Annotated in this window: 13 protein-coding genes; 9 read left to right on the forward strand and 4 right to left on the reverse strand. The window is 63.7% G+C overall.

Annotation, left to right across the window (positions count from 1 at the left end; all coding sequences use genetic code 11):
- Window positions 1-130: 130 nt before the first annotated feature.
- Window positions 131-2,062 (reverse strand): long-chain fatty acid--CoA ligase, encoded by a 1,932-nt coding sequence (locus IVB07_RS13055; protein WP_247767715.1) that lies wholly within the window; start codon window positions 2,060-2,062, stop codon window positions 131-133.
- On the reverse strand, window positions 2,059-2,880 hold the full coding sequence (locus tag IVB07_RS13060; protein ID WP_247361654.1) for an ABC transporter ATP-binding protein: 822 nt from the start codon (window positions 2,878-2,880) through the stop codon (window positions 2,059-2,061). The genes IVB07_RS13055 and IVB07_RS13060 overlap by 4 nt, the downstream gene beginning before the upstream one ends.
- Window positions 2,881-3,211: 331 nt before the next feature.
- Here IVB07_RS13060 and IVB07_RS13065 point away from each other — a divergent pair, with 331 nt between their 5' ends.
- From IVB07_RS13065 to IVB07_RS13075, 3 genes are all read left to right on the forward strand, one after another.
- A complete protein-coding gene (locus IVB07_RS13065) occupies window positions 3,212-3,889 on the forward strand; it encodes a Crp/Fnr family transcriptional regulator (RefSeq protein WP_247406046.1) in 678 nt (225 codons plus the stop codon).
- A 145-nt stretch (window positions 3,890-4,034) separates the two neighbouring features.
- Entirely contained in the window at window positions 4,035-7,358 is a 3,324-nt protein-coding gene (locus IVB07_RS13070) for an adenylate/guanylate cyclase domain-containing protein (RefSeq protein ID WP_247406049.1), read from the forward strand.
- A gap of 21 nt (window positions 7,359-7,379) precedes the next feature.
- Window positions 7,380-8,060 (forward strand): redoxin domain-containing protein, encoded by a 681-nt coding sequence (locus tag IVB07_RS13075; RefSeq protein ID WP_085359998.1) that lies wholly within the window; start codon window positions 7,380-7,382, stop codon window positions 8,058-8,060.
- 16 nt (window positions 8,061-8,076) lie between these two features.
- Here IVB07_RS13075 and IVB07_RS13080 read toward each other — a convergent pair whose 3' ends face one another.
- Entirely contained in the window at window positions 8,077-8,916 is an 840-nt protein-coding gene (locus tag IVB07_RS13080; protein ID WP_247361658.1) for a uroporphyrinogen-III synthase, read from the reverse strand.
- 141 nt (window positions 8,917-9,057) lie between these two features.
- Between IVB07_RS13080 and purU the strand changes: the two genes are divergently transcribed.
- Window positions 9,058-9,921, forward strand: a complete 864-nt coding sequence (gene purU / locus IVB07_RS13085) for a formyltetrahydrofolate deformylase (protein ID WP_247392451.1) — start codon at window positions 9,058-9,060, stop codon at window positions 9,919-9,921.
- A gap of 36 nt (window positions 9,922-9,957) precedes the next feature.
- On the opposite strand, the gene IVB07_RS13090 is transcribed toward purU, so the two are convergent.
- Window positions 9,958-10,242, reverse strand: a complete 285-nt coding sequence (locus IVB07_RS13090) for a hypothetical protein (RefSeq protein ID WP_018457287.1) — start codon at window positions 10,240-10,242, stop codon at window positions 9,958-9,960.
- 531 nt (window positions 10,243-10,773) lie between these two features.
- On the opposite strand from IVB07_RS13090, the gene IVB07_RS13095 reads away from it, so the two are divergent.
- The 5 genes from IVB07_RS13095 to IVB07_RS13115 all read left to right on the forward strand — a co-directional run bounded on the left by IVB07_RS13095 (window position 10,774) and on the right by IVB07_RS13115 (window position 15,497).
- Window positions 10,774-11,964, forward strand: coding sequence for an ABC transporter substrate-binding protein (locus IVB07_RS13095; protein WP_018457288.1), 1,191 nt, complete (start codon window positions 10,774-10,776; stop codon window positions 11,962-11,964).
- A 165-nt stretch (window positions 11,965-12,129) separates the two neighbouring features.
- Window positions 12,130-12,999, forward strand: a complete 870-nt coding sequence (locus IVB07_RS13100; protein WP_007601971.1) for a branched-chain amino acid ABC transporter permease — start codon at window positions 12,130-12,132, stop codon at window positions 12,997-12,999.
- Window positions 13,000-13,007: 8 nt separating this feature from the next.
- Window positions 13,008-14,036 carry a branched-chain amino acid ABC transporter permease gene (locus tag IVB07_RS13105; protein ID WP_247767716.1) on the forward strand — a complete coding sequence of 343 codons (1,029 nt, stop codon included), beginning with the start codon at window positions 13,008-13,010 and terminating at the stop codon, window positions 14,034-14,036.
- Window positions 14,033-14,788: an ABC transporter ATP-binding protein gene (locus IVB07_RS13110; protein ID WP_085394522.1), complete on the forward strand. Its 756-nt coding sequence runs from the start codon at window positions 14,033-14,035 to the stop codon at window positions 14,786-14,788. Before IVB07_RS13105 ends, IVB07_RS13110 begins: the two co-directional genes overlap by 4 nt.
- The gene (locus IVB07_RS13115; RefSeq protein WP_247361668.1) at window positions 14,781-15,497 is read left to right on the forward strand and encodes an ABC transporter ATP-binding protein; all 717 of its coding nucleotides are present in this window, start codon (window positions 14,781-14,783) and stop codon (window positions 15,495-15,497) included. The genes IVB07_RS13110 and IVB07_RS13115 overlap by 8 nt, the downstream gene beginning before the upstream one ends.
- The last annotated feature ends 13 nt before the right edge of the window (window positions 15,498-15,510 follow it).

Here is a 15,510-nt window from a genome sequence, read left to right on the forward strand (position 1 = left end):
TGTCTCAGCAGTAAGGGCGGGGAGAGAGGACCCCTCACCCGAGTGGGGTCTTGGCTAATAGCGGAGATGCCCTCTCCCGCAAGGGGAGAGGGCGCATCGACCCGCATCGCGCTCTCGGTTCGAAGTAGGCTCACTCCGCGGCCTCCGCCATATGCCCGGGTCCGCCCAGGTCCACGACCCTCAGCGTTGTACGTACCCTTTGCGTGCTGCCGTCCTGGAAGCGGATCACGGTGTCCACGGGGATGTCGGCCTGGCCGCGGTAGATCGCGTCGATGATGCCTTCGTATTTTTCATTGATGACGCTGCGGCGCACTTTCCGCGTGCGGGTGAGCTCGCCGTCGTCGGCGTCGAGCTCCTTGTAGAGCAGCAGGAAACGGGAGATGCGCTGTGCCGGCGGCAGAGTCGCGTTGACGGTCTCGACTTCCTTCTTCAGCAGCGCATAAACCTCGGGCCGCGAGGCCAGGTCGCTGTAGGTCGTAAACGAGAGCCGGTTCTTCTCCGCCCATTTCGAGATAATGGAGTAGCGGATGCAGATCATTGCGGCGAGCGCGTCGCGGCCCGAGCCCAGCACCACGGCTTCCGCGATATAGGGCGAGAACTTCAACTTGTTCTCGATGAATTGCGGTGAGAAGCGCTCGCCGCGCGAGGTCTCGGCGAGATCCTTGATGCGGTCGATGACCACGAGCTGGCGATTCGCGTTGAAATAGCCGGCGTCGCCCGACAGCATCCAGCCGTCCTTGACGTCGGCGACGCTCGCCTCCGGGTTTTTGTAGTAGCCGAGGAACATGTTGGGATGCCGCACCACGATCTCGCCGACGGCGTGGACGTCGGCATTGTCGATGCGGATCTCGACGCTGTCGGCCATCGGCACGCCGGTGGTGTCGGGGTCGACCTTGCCCGCAGGATGCAGCGTGTAGGCCCCCAGCAGCTCGGTCTGGCCGTAGAGCGTGCGCAGCGGCACGCCCATGGCCTGGAAGAACTTGAAGGTCTCGGGCCCGAGTGCCGCGCCGCCGGTTGCGGCTGAACGCAGACGGGTGAAGCCGAGGCGGTCGCGCAAAGCGCGGAACAGGATGGCGTCGGCAAAGCCGGAACGCTCGCCCTGTTCGAGCGCGGCAAGCCCGCTCTTCATGCCGATGTCGAACAGGCGCTGCTTGAACGGCGTTGCGTCCATCACCCTGGCGCGGACGTCGGCGGCGATCGATTCCCAAACGCGCGGTGCAAACAGGATAAACGTCGGCGCGATCTCGCGCAGATCGTTCATCATGGTCTCGGGCTCTTCGACGAAGTTGATCTTCATCCGGCACAAGAGGCCTTTGCCGAGTACATAGACCTGCTCCATGATCCAAGGCAGCGGCAGCACCGACACGTATTCGTCGTCCGGCCCCTTCGGGTCGAAAGCGAGATAGGTCGCGCAGTGGCCGAGGACGCGGCCGGCGGCGAGCATCGCAAGCTTTGGATGAGAGGTGGTGCCTGATGTCGTGCAGAGGATCGCGACGTCCTCGCCCTTGGTGGCGTCCACCAGCCGGTCGTAAAGTTCCGGTTCGCGCGTAGCCCGCGCCCGGCCGAGTTCGGCAAACGTCTCCGCCGACATCAAACGCGGATCGTCGTATTTCCGCATGCCGCGCGGATCGGAATAGATGATGTGCTTCAGCTTTGGGACGCGGTCTGCCAGGGTAAGCAGCTTGTCGACCTGCTCCTCGTCCTCGGCGAAAACGAGCTGCGCCTCGCCATAATTGAGGAGATACGAAGCTTCTTCGTCGAGCACGTCGCGGTAGAGCCCGAGGCTCAAGCCTCCAACCGCATGAGTGGCGATTTCCGCCGCGACCCAGTCCGGCCGGTTGTCGCCGATGATGCCGATGACGTCTTGGCGCCCAAGGCCCAGTTCGACGAGGCCGAGCGCGAAATCACGCACCCGTGCCTGGTAGTCGTTCCAGGTGAACGGGCGCCACAGCCCAAGATCCTTCTCGCGCAGCGCAATTTCGTTGCCGTACTCCTTCGCATTGAGCCGGAGCATCTTCGGATAGGTGTCGGCCTGCGCAACGCGGCCTGCGTAATCCATCATGCCGCGCTCTCCTGCTCCGGCGGAGCATCGTCAGGGTCGACCAGCACCTCGTCCTCTTCGCCGAGATAGGCCCGCCTGACGTGGGGATCAGCGAGCACGGCGGCCGGATCGCCCTCAGCGATCTTGCGGCCGAAATCCAGCACCATGACGCGGTGGGAGATGTCCATCACCACGCCCATGTCGTGCTCGATCATCACTACGGTCATGCCGAACTCTTCGTTGAGATCGACGATATAGCGGGCCATATCCTCCTTCTCCTCGAAGTTCATGCCCGCCATCGGCTCGTCGAGGAGAATGAGGCGCGGCTCGAGCGCCATGGCGCGGGCGAGCTCGACGCGCTTGCGCAAGCCGTAGGAGAGAGTGCCGGCCGGCGCCTTTCGCACCGACTGGAGATCGAGGAAATCGATGATTTCTTCCACCTTGCGGCGGTGCTCGAGCTCTTCCTTGCGCGCGCCGGTGAGCCAGTACAGCGAGCCCGTGAGAAAATTGTTCTTCAGGAGGTGATGGCGGCCGACCATGATGTTGTCGAGCACGCTCATCTGGTGGAACAGCGCCAGGTTCTGGAAGGTGCGGCCGATGCCGAGCGAAGCGCGCGCGTTGGGCGTCAGGCCGGTGATGTCGCGGCCCTGGTAGAACAACTGGCCTTCGGTCGGCTTGTAGCGGCCGGAAATACAGTTCACGATCGAGGTCTTGCCGGCGCCGTTGGGGCCGATGATCGAGAACAGCTCGCCTTCCCTGATGGCGAAGCCGACATCGGTCAGCGCACGAACGCCGCCGAATCGCAAGGACACGCCGCGCACTTCAAGACTGGTAGCCACCAAACAGATCCCTCCCGGTGATGGCGCTTTCAGCGGCGCTCTTCGTCCGTTCTATCGGGCGATCCTAGTACGACCGTGCCGGTGAGGCCATGCAGCAGATGGTCTCGACCGCAGCCGCGCCGCTCTCGTTCCCGTTTGGGATCAAAAGCCGCATCGCCCGAGGTGGTCCTCAATAGGGGAAAGCGCTATTTTGAAATGTCTCCCGCCTGACAATTCTGCGACAAAGTTTTTTGGATGGGGATCATCCATCTTTCGTCGGATGGCGGTCGAAAGGGTCATGCTGCGTTGCAGCAGAACAGGAGTGACGAGCGGTGCGGCTGGCTTCGGGATCATGATTTCAGAGGATCAACTGAAGCGCGTCGCTGCCTGGTCGCGCGAGCTCACGCAAGCGGAGATCGAGGTCGCTCGTACCGGGATCACGGATCGGTCCTACGGCACTGGCGAGACCGTCTTCATGCGCGGCGATACGTTCGACTATTGGGCAGGCATGGTCTTCGGCCTTGCCCGGATGGGTGGGGTCTCGCGCGACGGCAAGGAGACGAGTCTTGCCGGGCTGACGGCAGGGGCCTGGTTCGGCGAGGGCAGCGTGCTCAAGAACGAGCCGCGCCGCTACGACGTGGTCGCGCTGCGCAACAGCCGTGTTGCGCTGATGGAGCGCAGCGCCTTCATGTGGCTGTTCGAGAACAGCGTCGGCTTCAACCGCTTCCTGGTGCGCCAGCTCAACGAACGGCTCGGCCAGTTCATCGGTATGCTCGAGGTCAACCGCACGCTGGATGCCACTGCGCGGCTTGCCCGCAGCATCGCCTCCCTGTTCAATCCGATCCTCTATCCGGAGTCCACCGCGCATCTGGAGATCACCCAGGAAGAGATCGGTGCGCTTTCCGGCATGTCCCGCCAGAATGCCAACCGCGCGCTGAACCGGCTGGAGAAGGAGGGCTTGCTCCGGCTGGAATATGGGGGCGTGACTATTCTGGATATCGAACGGCTAAGGGGGTACGGGGAGGAGTGAAGCCGCGTTCGCGGCCGCAACTGCGAGCGCCGCAAACCCATCGCTTGCTCTTCCGGCACGACGCGCCCATCCTTGCCGAGATCCTGGGCCCATCTGAGCGGGTCCAGCAGGCTGCGCCATCGCGGCGCCCGCGGGGTCTCGACCCATGAACTGCTCCTGTTGCGGTTCCGAGGTTCAGAGCGGCTTTGCTTTCTGCCCGAAATGCGGCACGAAGCAGCCGAACGCCTGCCCCGGCTGCGGCTATGCGTGCGCACCGGATTTCGCGTACTGCCCGAAATGCGGCGCCCTCGTCAGTGAAGCCTCCAAGTCCGGCGGGCAGGCATCAATGCGGGCCAGCCGCGTGACAGTCCCGACCAGTGCGTCCTCGGCACCGCTGGCGCCGACGGCGGAAGCCCAATACGGGTTTCGATCGCAGCCGGATAAGATCGACAGCGAAGCCAACCGCCGCACCATTACCGTGCTGTTTGCCGACCTTAGCGGCTTCACCACGATGAGCGAGCGACTCGATCCTGAAGTCATGCAGGCGCTTCAGAACGAATTGTTCGAGGAGCTAACGGCGGCGGTGCAAAGCTTTGGCGGCTTCGTGGACAAATTCATCGGCGACGCGCTGCTTGCGCTATTCGGAGCGCCGGCCGCGCACGAAGACGACCCCGAGCGGGCCGTCCGCGCCGCGCTCGACATGATCGGCCGAACGGCGCAACTCAGCGAACGTGCAAAGGCGTATGCCGGGTCACCGCTCCTGCTTCATGTCGGCATCAACACCGGGCACGTGGTTGCTGGCGGACTGGGTGTTGGAGTTGCCAAATCCTACTCGGTCACGGGCGATACGGTGAATACGGCTCAACGATTGCAGTCGATGGCTTCCACGGGCGAGGTGCTGGTCGGGCCGCTGACCTACCGTCTTACGCGGCATGCATTCTCATATGAATCGCTTGGCGAGGTCTCGCTGAAGGGCAAGATGGGCAGCGTCCTGGTCCATCGCTTGAACGGACCGCTCGACACGCCCCGTGCGGCACGCGGCCTCGATACGCTGGGCTTGAGTGCGCCGGTGATTGGGCGCGACGCCGAGCTCGCCCGTCTAGTCGACAATCTTGATCTCGCGTGTGGCGGCGCGGCGCAGCTGGTGCGGCTGGTCGGTGAAGCCGGCATCGGCAAAACGCGTTTGGTGGACGAATTCGTTGCCCACGCCCGCGATGAGGACCGTTTCGCCGGCGTGGCGATCCGGCGCGCTGTCTGCTCGCCGCTGGGCGAACAGTCCTATGGCACCCTTGCCGCTGTGCTGCGCAGCGCCTACGGCATCGCGCAGAAGACGACCGTGGCGGAGGCCCAGGCCAAGCTGGCGACGGCACTGTCGGAGCTCGGCCTTGCGGTCGAAGAGGCCGATCGCCTGATGCCCCTTTATTTCCACGTTCTCGGCCTCGGCGATCCGGACGCCGCGCTGCAGCACGTCGAGCCCGAGCAGCTTCGGCGGCAGATATTCTTTGCGATTCGTACCGTGTTCGAACGGCGCCTGGTCCTGTCGCCGCTCCTGATCATTGTCGAGGATCTGCACTGGGCCGATGCCGTATCGCTTGAAGCGCTGCGGTTCCTGATGGACCGGCTGGAGCGTACGCGGCTGATGCTGTTGTTTACGCATCGGCCTATGCTGGAACTGGATCAGTTCGGCTCGGGGCGGATCAGCCATACAACCCTTCGATTGCTTCCGCTTGGTGATGCAGACGGACAAAAGCTGCTCGCGGCCTACTTCAGCCACGGTTGGAGTGAACCGCCGGGAAATCTGTTCAGTCGAATCCTGGAGCGCGCGGGCGGCAATCCACTCTTCTTTGAGGAAATCATCCGCGGTCTCATCGAAGCTGGCGCCTTGGAGCGTGACGGCTCACGGTGGCGGATCAAGTCAGATGAAGCCGCCGCCGATATACCGGCAAGCATTCAGGCCCTGTTACTGGCGCGCCTGGACCGGCTGCCGCATGAGGTGCGCCGCTTGGCCCAGGAGGCCGCGGTGATCGGCCCACGTTTCGATGCGGCTCTTCTCGGTGCGATGGCATCGCAGCGGACGAAGGTGGAAGCGGGGCTCGAACTTCTGTGCGATGCCGAGATTGTCGAGGAGGTCGCGGGCGCGAACTCGATCTCGCTGCGATCTTATCGCTTTACGCAAACCATGCTTCAGGACGTGATCTATCAAAACCTGCTCTTGCAGCGTCGGATCGAGCTCCATGGACGGATTGGTGCCGCGCTGCAGCGGCTCTATGGCAATGAGCCCGAGCGCCTCGAGGACCTCATACTGCTCGGACATCATTTCAGCCTGAGCGCGAGCAAGCCGAAAGGTGCGCGCTATCTGCGCGCGGCCGGCGATCGCGCCCGCGCGACCTACGCCAATGACGATGCCATCCGCTTCTACCAACAGGCTCTCGCCGTGTTGTTGGCCGGCGGTGAACGGGAGCCCGAACGCCTGATCCTCTGCGAGCGGATCGCGGAGCTGTGTGCCGCGGCCGGCCGGAGGATCACGGCTGAGGAGCACTACCAGAGTGCGCTGGAAGGTCATCGCAATGCGGAGGACCGCATCGGCGAAGCGCGAATTCTCCGCAAGCTTGGCCGATTGTTGTGGGACGCCGGCAAGCGGATCAAGGCAGAGGCGCATTATGCCGAGGCGGCCGAACGGCTGGGAGGGACCGACGCGCCCGTTGAGTGGGCGCACCTCCTGCAAGAGCGCGGCCGTCTTTCGTTTCGCACGGGCGATCACGTGGCCGCCGCGAGATGGGCGGACGAGGCGCTTGGCTACGCCCGAAGCGTACCGGCGGACGCCGACAGGCAAGTCGGATTCGAGGCGGCGCGCGCCATTGCAGAGTCGCTCAACACCAAGGGGGTGGCACTGGCGCGGCTTGGCCGACACCAGGAGGCGGTGCGCGAGGTGGAGCAAAGTGTCGCAGCAGCCGAGGCCGCCGGGCTCCTCAACGTGGCCTGCCGCGGCTACACCAATCTGGGTGTGCTCTACACGATTGTCGACCCGGCGAAAGCCGTGGAGGTTTGCCGGCGCGGACTCGATGTCGCGTGTCGGATCGGCGATCTCGGGTTCCAGGCGCGCCTTCTTGCCAATTTTGCTGTTGCCTGTTGCACCTTCACGGACAAATGTACTGAGGAGGGGGTGCCCGCCGCCGAAAAGGCGATCGAAATCGACCGCGCGCTTGATCAGCGCGAGCATCTCTCCGTGCCGTTGATCGTGCTCGGGCAAATCCATCAATGCCATTTCCGGCCCGATCTGGCTGCTCGTTGCTACAATGAGGCAATCGAGGTGGCGAGCGAAACCGGCGAGCCGCAGCAGCTGTTTCCATGCTATGATGGTCTTGCGACGCTGAACCTTGATCGAGGCGACATGCCCGAGGCCGAGCGATATTTCGCGCTGGCACAGGACGTCTGCACGCGGCACGGGCTTGATCCCGCAGGGCTGATCGTACTGCCGTTTCTTGACTAGATCATGTGAAGGAGTGCCATCATGTCTGAACGTCACGTCGAGGGACCACTTCAACCGGGCGATCGTGCACCGAACGTCGTGCTGGACGCGATCACACGCGACGGAAAGATCGCGCTCGAAGACTTTCGCGGACAAAGCCCGATATTGGTGGGCCTGTATCGGGGGCTGCATTGCCCGTTCTGCCGCCGCCATATCGCGGCACAGGCGCAACTTGATGCCGCCTTGCACGAGAAAGGCGTCGAAAGTCTCACGGTGGTCAACACGCCGATCGAGCGCGCGCGACTCTATTTCCGTTACCATCCGTTGCCCAACCTGCTCGCTGCGTCCGATCCCGAGCGGCTCTCGCACCGCGCGTTCGGCCTGCCCAATCTCGAGTTCACGGAGAACGAGACCGAGTGGCCGCACAAGGTCGGCATGAACGTGGTCATGAGCATGCAAGTCGACATGCCCGGCGAATTGCCCGGCCCGATGAACCGGCCCGCGGCCGCGGAGTACCTCAATAACAAGGACGGCTATGAGATAACGGAAGCCGATCAGCGCATGGCGGCAACCGGCCAGGGCCAGCTCTTCGGGCAGTTTCTGCTCGACCGCGAGGGTGTTGTGCGCTGGAGCTTTACCGAGGTGCCCGAAGGCGGCCATCGCATGTTTGCCGCGCCGAGCCCGCAGGAGCTGATGTCGGCCGCCTCGCAGATGGCAAGCTAGGCACCGCGTCAGGCGATCATTCCGCCACCTTCGGCCGCTTGTCCACCAATGCTGCCGCCATCGCCGAGATCAGCGGGCGCATGAAATAGTGGTCTTCCACCGGCGAGACGTCCGTGCGCAAACCATGCGCGGTGAGCTCGCCCGAGACCGCCGGTCCGACCGACGCGATCAGCGTCCGCTCGAGGCCCGCGCGCAGCTTCGCCTCGCTGCCGTGGGCTCTCGCAGCTTCGATCAGCCGTCGGACCTGGCCGAGATTGGTCAGCGCGATGGAATCGATCCGCCCTTCGGCCATGTCATCAATGGCGGCGACGATGTTGGCGTCCGCTGCCTTGGTGTCATAGGCATAAGGCAGCACGGTATCGACTTCGGCACCTTGCGCCGACAGCGCACCGGTCAGCGCGCTGTGATCCTTGTCGGGATAGAGCTGAAGGCCGAGGCGGTGCCCCTTCAAATCGAGCTTGCCGAGCATCTCGATCACGCCCTCGGTGGTCGGCTTTTCCGTGGTCTGCTGCGCCTCGAGCCCGACTTCGCGCAGTGCCTTGCCAGGCTTCGGGCCGCGGGTGAATTTTCGCGATCTGGCAAGCGCCGCCACGAGGGCCTGATCGAGGCCTCGTGCGACGGCGAGCTTCATGATCCGCCGCAGCCCTTCGCCGGTCATCAGCACGAGATCGTCGAAGGGTCTGTCGATGGCGCGGCGGATCCAGGCCTCGACCGGGGCGGGGTCCGGTGCATCCTGGATGGTGAACATCGGGCATTGCACGACCTCGGCGCCTTGCTCGGCCAGCAGCTTCGAAAACTGCGCCTCCTCGCGCGTTTCCAGGATCAGGATGCGGGTGCCGTTCAAGCGGTCGGCCATGAGCCTACTCCGGTTAGTCAAAGCAATCGTGCGTTCATCCTGACTCCACGGTCGGGATTGGCGCAAGGTGGGGGCGGTGATAGAGCAGGGCGCAAATCGCGGGTCGTTCCGCAGCCGCTGCCCAAACCTTCATCAAGGCCCATGCCAGATCATCAATATGTCCTGACCCTGTCCTGTCCGGATCGTCCCGGCATCGTCTCGGCGGTGTCGACCTTCCTGGCGAATTCCGGACAGAACATCCTCGACGCCCAACAGTTCGACGATATCGAGACCAACAAGTTCTTCATGCGGGTGGTGTTCACCGCTGCCGATCTCGCCGTGGAGCTGTCGGCGCTCCAGACTGGCTTTGCCGCGATCGCCGAGCGTTTCGGCATGAAATGGCAGATGCGCGATCGGGCTGCGCATCGCAAGGTGATGCTGCTGGTGTCGAAGTCCGATCACTGCCTGGTCGACATCCTCTATCGCTGGCGCACCGGCGAGCTGCCGATGACTTTGGCCGCAATCGTCTCCAATCATCCGCGGGAGGTCTATGACGGGCTCGATTTCGGCGGGGTTCCGTTCCACTATCTGCCTGTTACGAAAGAGACCAAGCGCGAGCAGGAAGCGCAGATCCTCGATCTCGTCGCCGGGACGGGGACGGATCTCGTCGTGCTCGCCCGCTATATGCAGATATTGTCCGACGATCTCTCGGCAAGTCTGTCGGGACGCTGCATCAACATCCACCACTCGTTCCTGCCGGGTTTCAAGGGCGCAAAACCCTATCACCAGGCCCATGAGCGTGGCGTCAAGCTGATCGGCGCCACCGCGCATTACGTCACGCGCGACCTCGACGAGGGCCCGATCATCGACCAGGACGTCGAGCGCATCAGCCATCGCGACACGCCTGAGGATCTCGTCCGAAAGGGCCGCGACATCGAGCGCCGCGTGCTGGCGCGCGCGATCCGCTACCATCTCAACGACCGCGTCATCCTCAATGGCCGCAAGACCGTGGTGTTCGTGGATTGATTTGCTACGCTCGCCGCAAGCGGCGAGGGGGCGCGACTAGCGCACCGCGGTGCCGGACGCCGAGCCCGTTGCGCCCTTCTGCGCCTGCTCTTCCTTTTCGCGATCCGCCGCCGGCATCAGTCGCCTGCGCTCGCGCTCCTTCATGTAGGCATCGTATTGCGGCGTGCCCGCCCGCGGCGGGGCGTCCGCCGGCAAGCCGCCGGCCCATTGCGGGACGTAGTCGCCCATGCCGGAGGAGAGCTTTTCGTTGACGGTGCCGCAGCCGGACAGGCCCGCGGAGAGCGCGAGGAGGATCAGGAGGGAACCGAAGGATCTGGGCATTGTACCCATTGTACAGAGGTGAGGTCAGTCGTGTTGGACGCCAGGTCAGGCTGTCGCCGGGAGAGTAGCCTTCAACAAGGTAAAATAGGCTTATTCGAGGTAGGTAATTCGATACCGGAGTGTACCGACCCAAGCCTTGCCGATGTTCAAATTCTGCAAACAAAAGACGAAATCCTCCATCCACCCGGCTGGGAGCGTTTCTAGACTGCGGCAAGGGTTTGCGACAAAGTGGCTTGATCAGCAAAGAGGCTTTTTTGTTGACAGGTCCATTTCATTTGTACAATCGTACAAATGAAAGCGAGCGCAATCATGATGCCGGCGGTACCCGGACGTGACCCGATATCGCTTCTGCCGTCGGCAATCGGAACGCTCGGCTTGCGCCGAATGGTCGCCAAACGTCCGATTGACAATAAGGGCGCGAAAGACGCCATGTTGCGCGCGACATCACGCGTGCGTGAGCTAGACGTAAGGCAAGGATCGGGCACTCGGTCCGGCGCACAAGAGATCAGGAATGAAGGGGAGGGACATCTGATGTTCGAACGCAAAAAACTGTCTCATAAGACTGCTTGGGCCGCGGCAGCTGCCGCCATCGCGGGCCTCGTGGCCGTCGCTCCGGCCAAGGCCGAGGACAGCGTCAAGGTCGGCCTGATCCTGCCGATGACCGGCGGCCAGGCTTCGACTGGCAAGCAGATCGAGAACGCGATCAAGCTCTACATGCAGCAGAAGGGCGACACCGTCGCCGGCAAGAAAATCGAGATCATCCTCAAGGACGATGCTGCGATTCCCGACAAGACCAAGACCGCCGCGCAGGAGCTGATCGTCAACGACAAGGTCCATTTCATCGCCGGCTTCGGCGTGACGCCGGCCGCGCTCGCGGCGGCGCCGCTGGCCACGCAAGCCAAGATCCCGGAGGTCGTGATGGCAGCGGGCACCTCCATCATCACCGAGCGCTCGCCCTATATCGTGCGCACCAGCTTCACGCTGGCGCAGTCCTCCACCATCATCGCCGACTGGGCGGTGAAAAACGGCATCAAGAAGGTGGCGACGCTGACCTCGGACTACGCGCCGGGTAATGACGCGCTCAACTTCTTCAAGCAGAACTTCACCGCCGGTGGCGGCGAAGTGGTCGAAGAGGTCAAAACGCCGCTTGCAAATCCTGATTTCGCACCGTTCCTCCAGCGTATGAAGGATGCCAAGCCTGACGCGATCTTCGTGTTCGTGCCGGCCGGCCAGGGCGGTAACTTCATGAAGCAGTATGCCGAACGCGGGCTCGACAAGGCCGGCATCAAGGTGATCGGACCGGGCGACGTGACCGACGACGATCTCCTCAACAACATGGGCGACGCCGTGCTGGGCACGGTCACCGCTCACCTCTATTCCGCGGCGCATCCCTCGCAGATGAACAAGGATTTCGTCGCGGCCTACAAGAAGGCCTACGGAAACCGGCCGGGCTTCATGGCGGTGAGTGGCTATGACGGCATTCACCTGATCTACGAAGCGCTGAAGAAGACCAATGGCGACACCGACGGCACCAAGCTGGTTGAAGCGATGAAGGGCCAGAAGTGGGAGAGCCCGCGCGGCCCGATCTCGATCGACCCCGAGACCCGCGACATCGTGCAGAACATCTACATCCGGAAGGTCGAGAAGGTCGACGGCGAGCTCTACAACGTCGAGTTCGCGACCTTCGAAGCCGTCAAGGATCTCGGCAAGACCAAGAAGTGACGCACGAAAGTGCGCCATCCCGGCGCGCGCATTAGCGCACATCGGGGATCTCGCCCTCCACTCTCGTCATGCCCGAGCTTGACCCCGGCATCCACGCGAGAACCGAACCAAGAACGGGGATGACCGCGACAAGCCCGGCCATGACGATAACGCCAAGCTGAGACGATGACCTCAATCCTCACCAACCTGTTCGATGGCGTCGCCTACGGCATGCTGCTGTTCGTGCTGGCTTGCGGGCTCGCGGTTACGCTCGGCTTGATGAACTTCGTCAACCTCGCCCATGGCGCCTTCGCCATGGCCGGTGGCTATGTCTGCATGGTGCTGGTCAACCGGATGGGCTGGCCATTCTTCGCGGCATTGCCGCTTGCATTCGTCTCCTCCGCTGCGATCGGCATCGTGCTCGAGCGCACGTTGTACCGACACCTCTATGCGCGCAGCCATCTCGACCAGGTGCTGTTCACGATCGGCCTCACGTTCATGTCGGTCGCGGCCGTCGACTACATCCAGGGCTCGTCGCGGGTCTTCATCAACCTGCCGGCGGCGCTCCAGGGTCAGTTCGACCTGTTCGGCGTTGGCATCGGCCGCTACCGGCTGATGATCATCGTGATCTGCGGGCTGCTCACCATCGGTCTCCAAATGGTGCTGGCCAAGACGCGGTTCGGCAGCCGCCTGCGCGCCGCGGTCGACGATCCCCGCGCCGCGAGCGGCCTCGGCATCAACGTGCCGCAGGTGTTCGCCTTCACATTTGCTTTTGGCTGCGGCCTGGCCGGTCTCGGCGGCGCGCTGAGCGCCGAGATCCTCGGCCTCGACCCGTACTTTCCGCTGAAGTTCATGATCTACTTCCTGATCGTGGTCACCGTCGGCGGCTCATCCTCCATCACCGGCCCGTTTCTGGCCTCGCTGCTGCTCGGCATCGGCGACGTCGCCGGCAAATATTACGTGCCGAAGATGGGACCTTTCGTGATCTACACCATGATGATCGTGATCCTGATCTGGCGCCCGAACGGTCTGTTCGGCCGCACGGCCGCGCGTTGAGTTCGCCGATGAGCGCCTCCTCCGACGTCGGCTATCACGCCCAGCGCCAGGCACGCTGGCACTATGGCGAGGCCGCTTTCTGGCTGATCGTGCTGGCCTGCGGCTTCGTATTTCCCTCGCGCTACTTGATCATGACGGATATCCTGCGGCTCGCGCTGTTTGCGATGTCGCTCGATCTGATCCTCGGCTACGCCGGCATCGTCTCGCTCGGCCATGCCGCCTTCTTCGGCGTCGGCGCGTACGCGGCGGGGCTTCTTGCGCTGCACGGGATCATCAACGAGCCCGTGCTTGCGCTTGTCGTCGCCGGCATTGTCGCGATGGTGCTCGGCTTCGCCACCAGTTTCCTGGTGATCCGCGGCGTCGACCTGACGCGGCTGATGGTGACGCTCGGCATCGCGTTGTTGCTTGAGGCGCTGGCCGAACGCTTCTCCAGCATCACCGGCGGCACCGACGGCCTGCAGGGTATCGAGATGCAGCCGATCTTCGGTGAGATTCCGTTCGACATGTTCGGCAAGACCGGCTTCTTCTATTCGCTCACCGTTCTGTTCCTGTTGTTCCTTTTCGCCCGCCGGGTCGTGCATTCCCCGTTCGGGCTGTCATTGCGCGCGATCAAGAACAATCCGCTGCGCGCGGCCGCGATCGGCATCCCCGTCAACCGCCGCTTGATTGCGATCTACACGCTCGCGGCGTTCTATGCCGGCATCGCAGGCGCGCTGTTCACCCAGACTACCGCGATCGCCTCGCTCGATGTGTTCGCCTTCGAGCGCTCGGCGGACCTGATGCTTGTGCTCGTGATCGGCGGCACCGGCTATCTCTACGGCGGGCTGATTGGCGCGGTGCTGTTCCGCATGCTGCAGGAATTGTTCTCGACCATCACTCCGCAATACTGGCAGTTCTGGATCGGCCTCGTGCTGGTCGTGATCGTCCTGGTCGGCCGCCAGCGCCTGCATCGCTGGATGCTGTATGTGCCCAATCTGGTCATCAGGCAGATAGCGGGGCGCAAGGCCGTCGTCGCCGTGCCGGAGAGCGACGCATGACCATCGTGCTCGAAACCCAGAATCTCGAAAAGCAGTTCGGCGGTCTGCGCGTCACCCGCGACTTGTCGCTAAAAATCGAACAAGGCGCCCGCCACGCGCTGATCGGCCCCAACGGCGCCGGCAAGACCACGGTGATCAACCAGCTCACCGGCGTGCTCAAGCCGAACTCGGGCCGCATCCTGCTCGAAGGCCAGGACGTCACGGATCTGCCCGTGCACAAGCGCGTGTTGCGCGGCCTGTCGCGCACCTTCCAGATCAACCAGCTCTATCCCGACCTGACTCCGCTTGAGACCATCGGTCTCGCTGTCTCCGAGCGCCTCGGCCATGGCGGCGACTGGTGGCGGCGGATGGGCACGCGCAGCGACGTCAACGGCGAGATCGCCGACCTCCTGACGCGCTTCCACCTGCTCGACGTCATGAACGAACAGACGGTGACGCTGCCTTACGGCAAGCAGCGCCTGCTCGAGATCGCGGTCGCGATCGCCGCCAAGCCGCGCGTGCTGCTGCTGGACGAGCCCGCCGCCGGCGTGCCCGAGAGCGAGCGCCACGACATTCTCGCCGTCGTCGGCAGCCTGCCGCGCGACGTCACCGTGCTGCTGATCGAGCACGACATGGACCTCGTGTTCTCCTTCGCCGACCGCATCTCTGTCCTGGTCTCCGGCGCGCTGCTCACCGAAGGCCCGCCCGAACAGGTCGCGCGCGACCCGCAGGTCAAGGCGGTCTATCTCGGCGAGGAGGCGGTCAATGTCTGACCTGCTCGCGATCGACTCGCTTCGCGCCGGTTACGGCGAGGCAGTGGTGCTGCCGAACATGTCCCTGCGTCTCGCCGAAGGCCAGGTGCTGGCGCTGTTGGGGCGCAACGGTACCGGCAAGACCACGCTGATCAACTCGATCGTCGGCGTCACCCGTCGCTTCTCCGGAACTGTCAGGCTCGCCGGTACCGACGTCACGACCTTGCGGCCCGACCAACGGGCGCGCTCCGGGATCGGCTGGGTGCCGCAGGAGCGCAACATCTTCCGCTCGCTCACGGTGGAGGAGAACATGTCCGCAGTGGCCCAGCCCGGTCCCTGGACCGTCGAAAGGGTCTACGAGATGTTCCCGCGGCTGAAGGAGCGGCGGAGCAATTTTGGCAACCAGCTCTCCGGCGGCGAGCAGCAGATGCTGGCAATCGGCCGCGCGCTGACCCTCAATCCCAAAGTGCTTCTCCTGGACGAGCCGACCGAGGGCCTTGCCCCCATCATCGTCGAGGAGCTCTTGAAGGCGATCGGGACCATCACGCGGGCGGGCGGCATCTGCTCGATCATCGTCGAGCAGAATGCCCAAAAGATTCTGGGGCTGGCCGACCGTGTTGTGATATTGGAGCGCGGAACGATCGTCCACGACGCCCCGAGCGCCGCGCTGAAGGCCGACCCGTCGGTCCTCGAGCGCCACCTCGGCGTTGCAGGGGCGGCGGCCCACTAAAAATAACTGGGAG

Source organism: Bradyrhizobium sp. 172 (assembly GCF_023101065.1).
GTDB classification, from domain to species: Bacteria; Pseudomonadota; Alphaproteobacteria; order Rhizobiales; family Xanthobacteraceae; genus Bradyrhizobium; species Bradyrhizobium canariense_D.

Excerpts from the sequence above, each read along its gene's own strand:
- IVB07_RS13065 (WP_247406046.1), top strand. The coding sequence starts at position 3,212 with ATGATTTCAGAGGATCAACTGAAGCGCGTCGCTGCCTGGTCGCGCGAG.
- IVB07_RS13110 (WP_085394522.1), top strand. The coding sequence starts at position 14,033 with ATGACCATCGTGCTCGAAACCCAGAATCTCGAAAAGCAGTTCGGCGGT.
- IVB07_RS13115 (WP_247361668.1), top strand. The coding sequence starts at position 14,781 with ATGTCTGACCTGCTCGCGATCGACTCGCTTCGCGCCGGTTACGGCGAG.
- IVB07_RS13105 (WP_247767716.1), top strand. The coding sequence starts at position 13,008 with ATGAGCGCCTCCTCCGACGTCGGCTATCACGCCCAGCGCCAGGCACGC.
- IVB07_RS13080 (WP_247361658.1), bottom strand. The coding sequence starts at position 8,916 with ATGGCCGACCGCTTGAACGGCACCCGCATCCTGATCCTGGAAACGCGC.
- IVB07_RS13100 (WP_007601971.1), top strand. The coding sequence starts at position 12,130 with ATGACCTCAATCCTCACCAACCTGTTCGATGGCGTCGCCTACGGCATG.
- IVB07_RS13095 (WP_018457288.1), top strand. The coding sequence starts at position 10,774 with ATGTTCGAACGCAAAAAACTGTCTCATAAGACTGCTTGGGCCGCGGCA.
- IVB07_RS13055 (WP_247767715.1), bottom strand. The coding sequence starts at position 2,062 with ATGATGGATTACGCAGGCCGCGTTGCGCAGGCCGACACCTATCCGAAG.
- purU (WP_247392451.1), top strand. The coding sequence starts at position 9,058 with ATGCCAGATCATCAATATGTCCTGACCCTGTCCTGTCCGGATCGTCCC.
- IVB07_RS13090 (WP_018457287.1), bottom strand. The coding sequence starts at position 10,242 with ATGCCCAGATCCTTCGGTTCCCTCCTGATCCTCCTCGCGCTCTCCGCG.
- IVB07_RS13075 (WP_085359998.1), top strand. The coding sequence starts at position 7,380 with ATGTCTGAACGTCACGTCGAGGGACCACTTCAACCGGGCGATCGTGCA.
- IVB07_RS13070 (WP_247406049.1), top strand. The coding sequence starts at position 4,035 with ATGAACTGCTCCTGTTGCGGTTCCGAGGTTCAGAGCGGCTTTGCTTTC.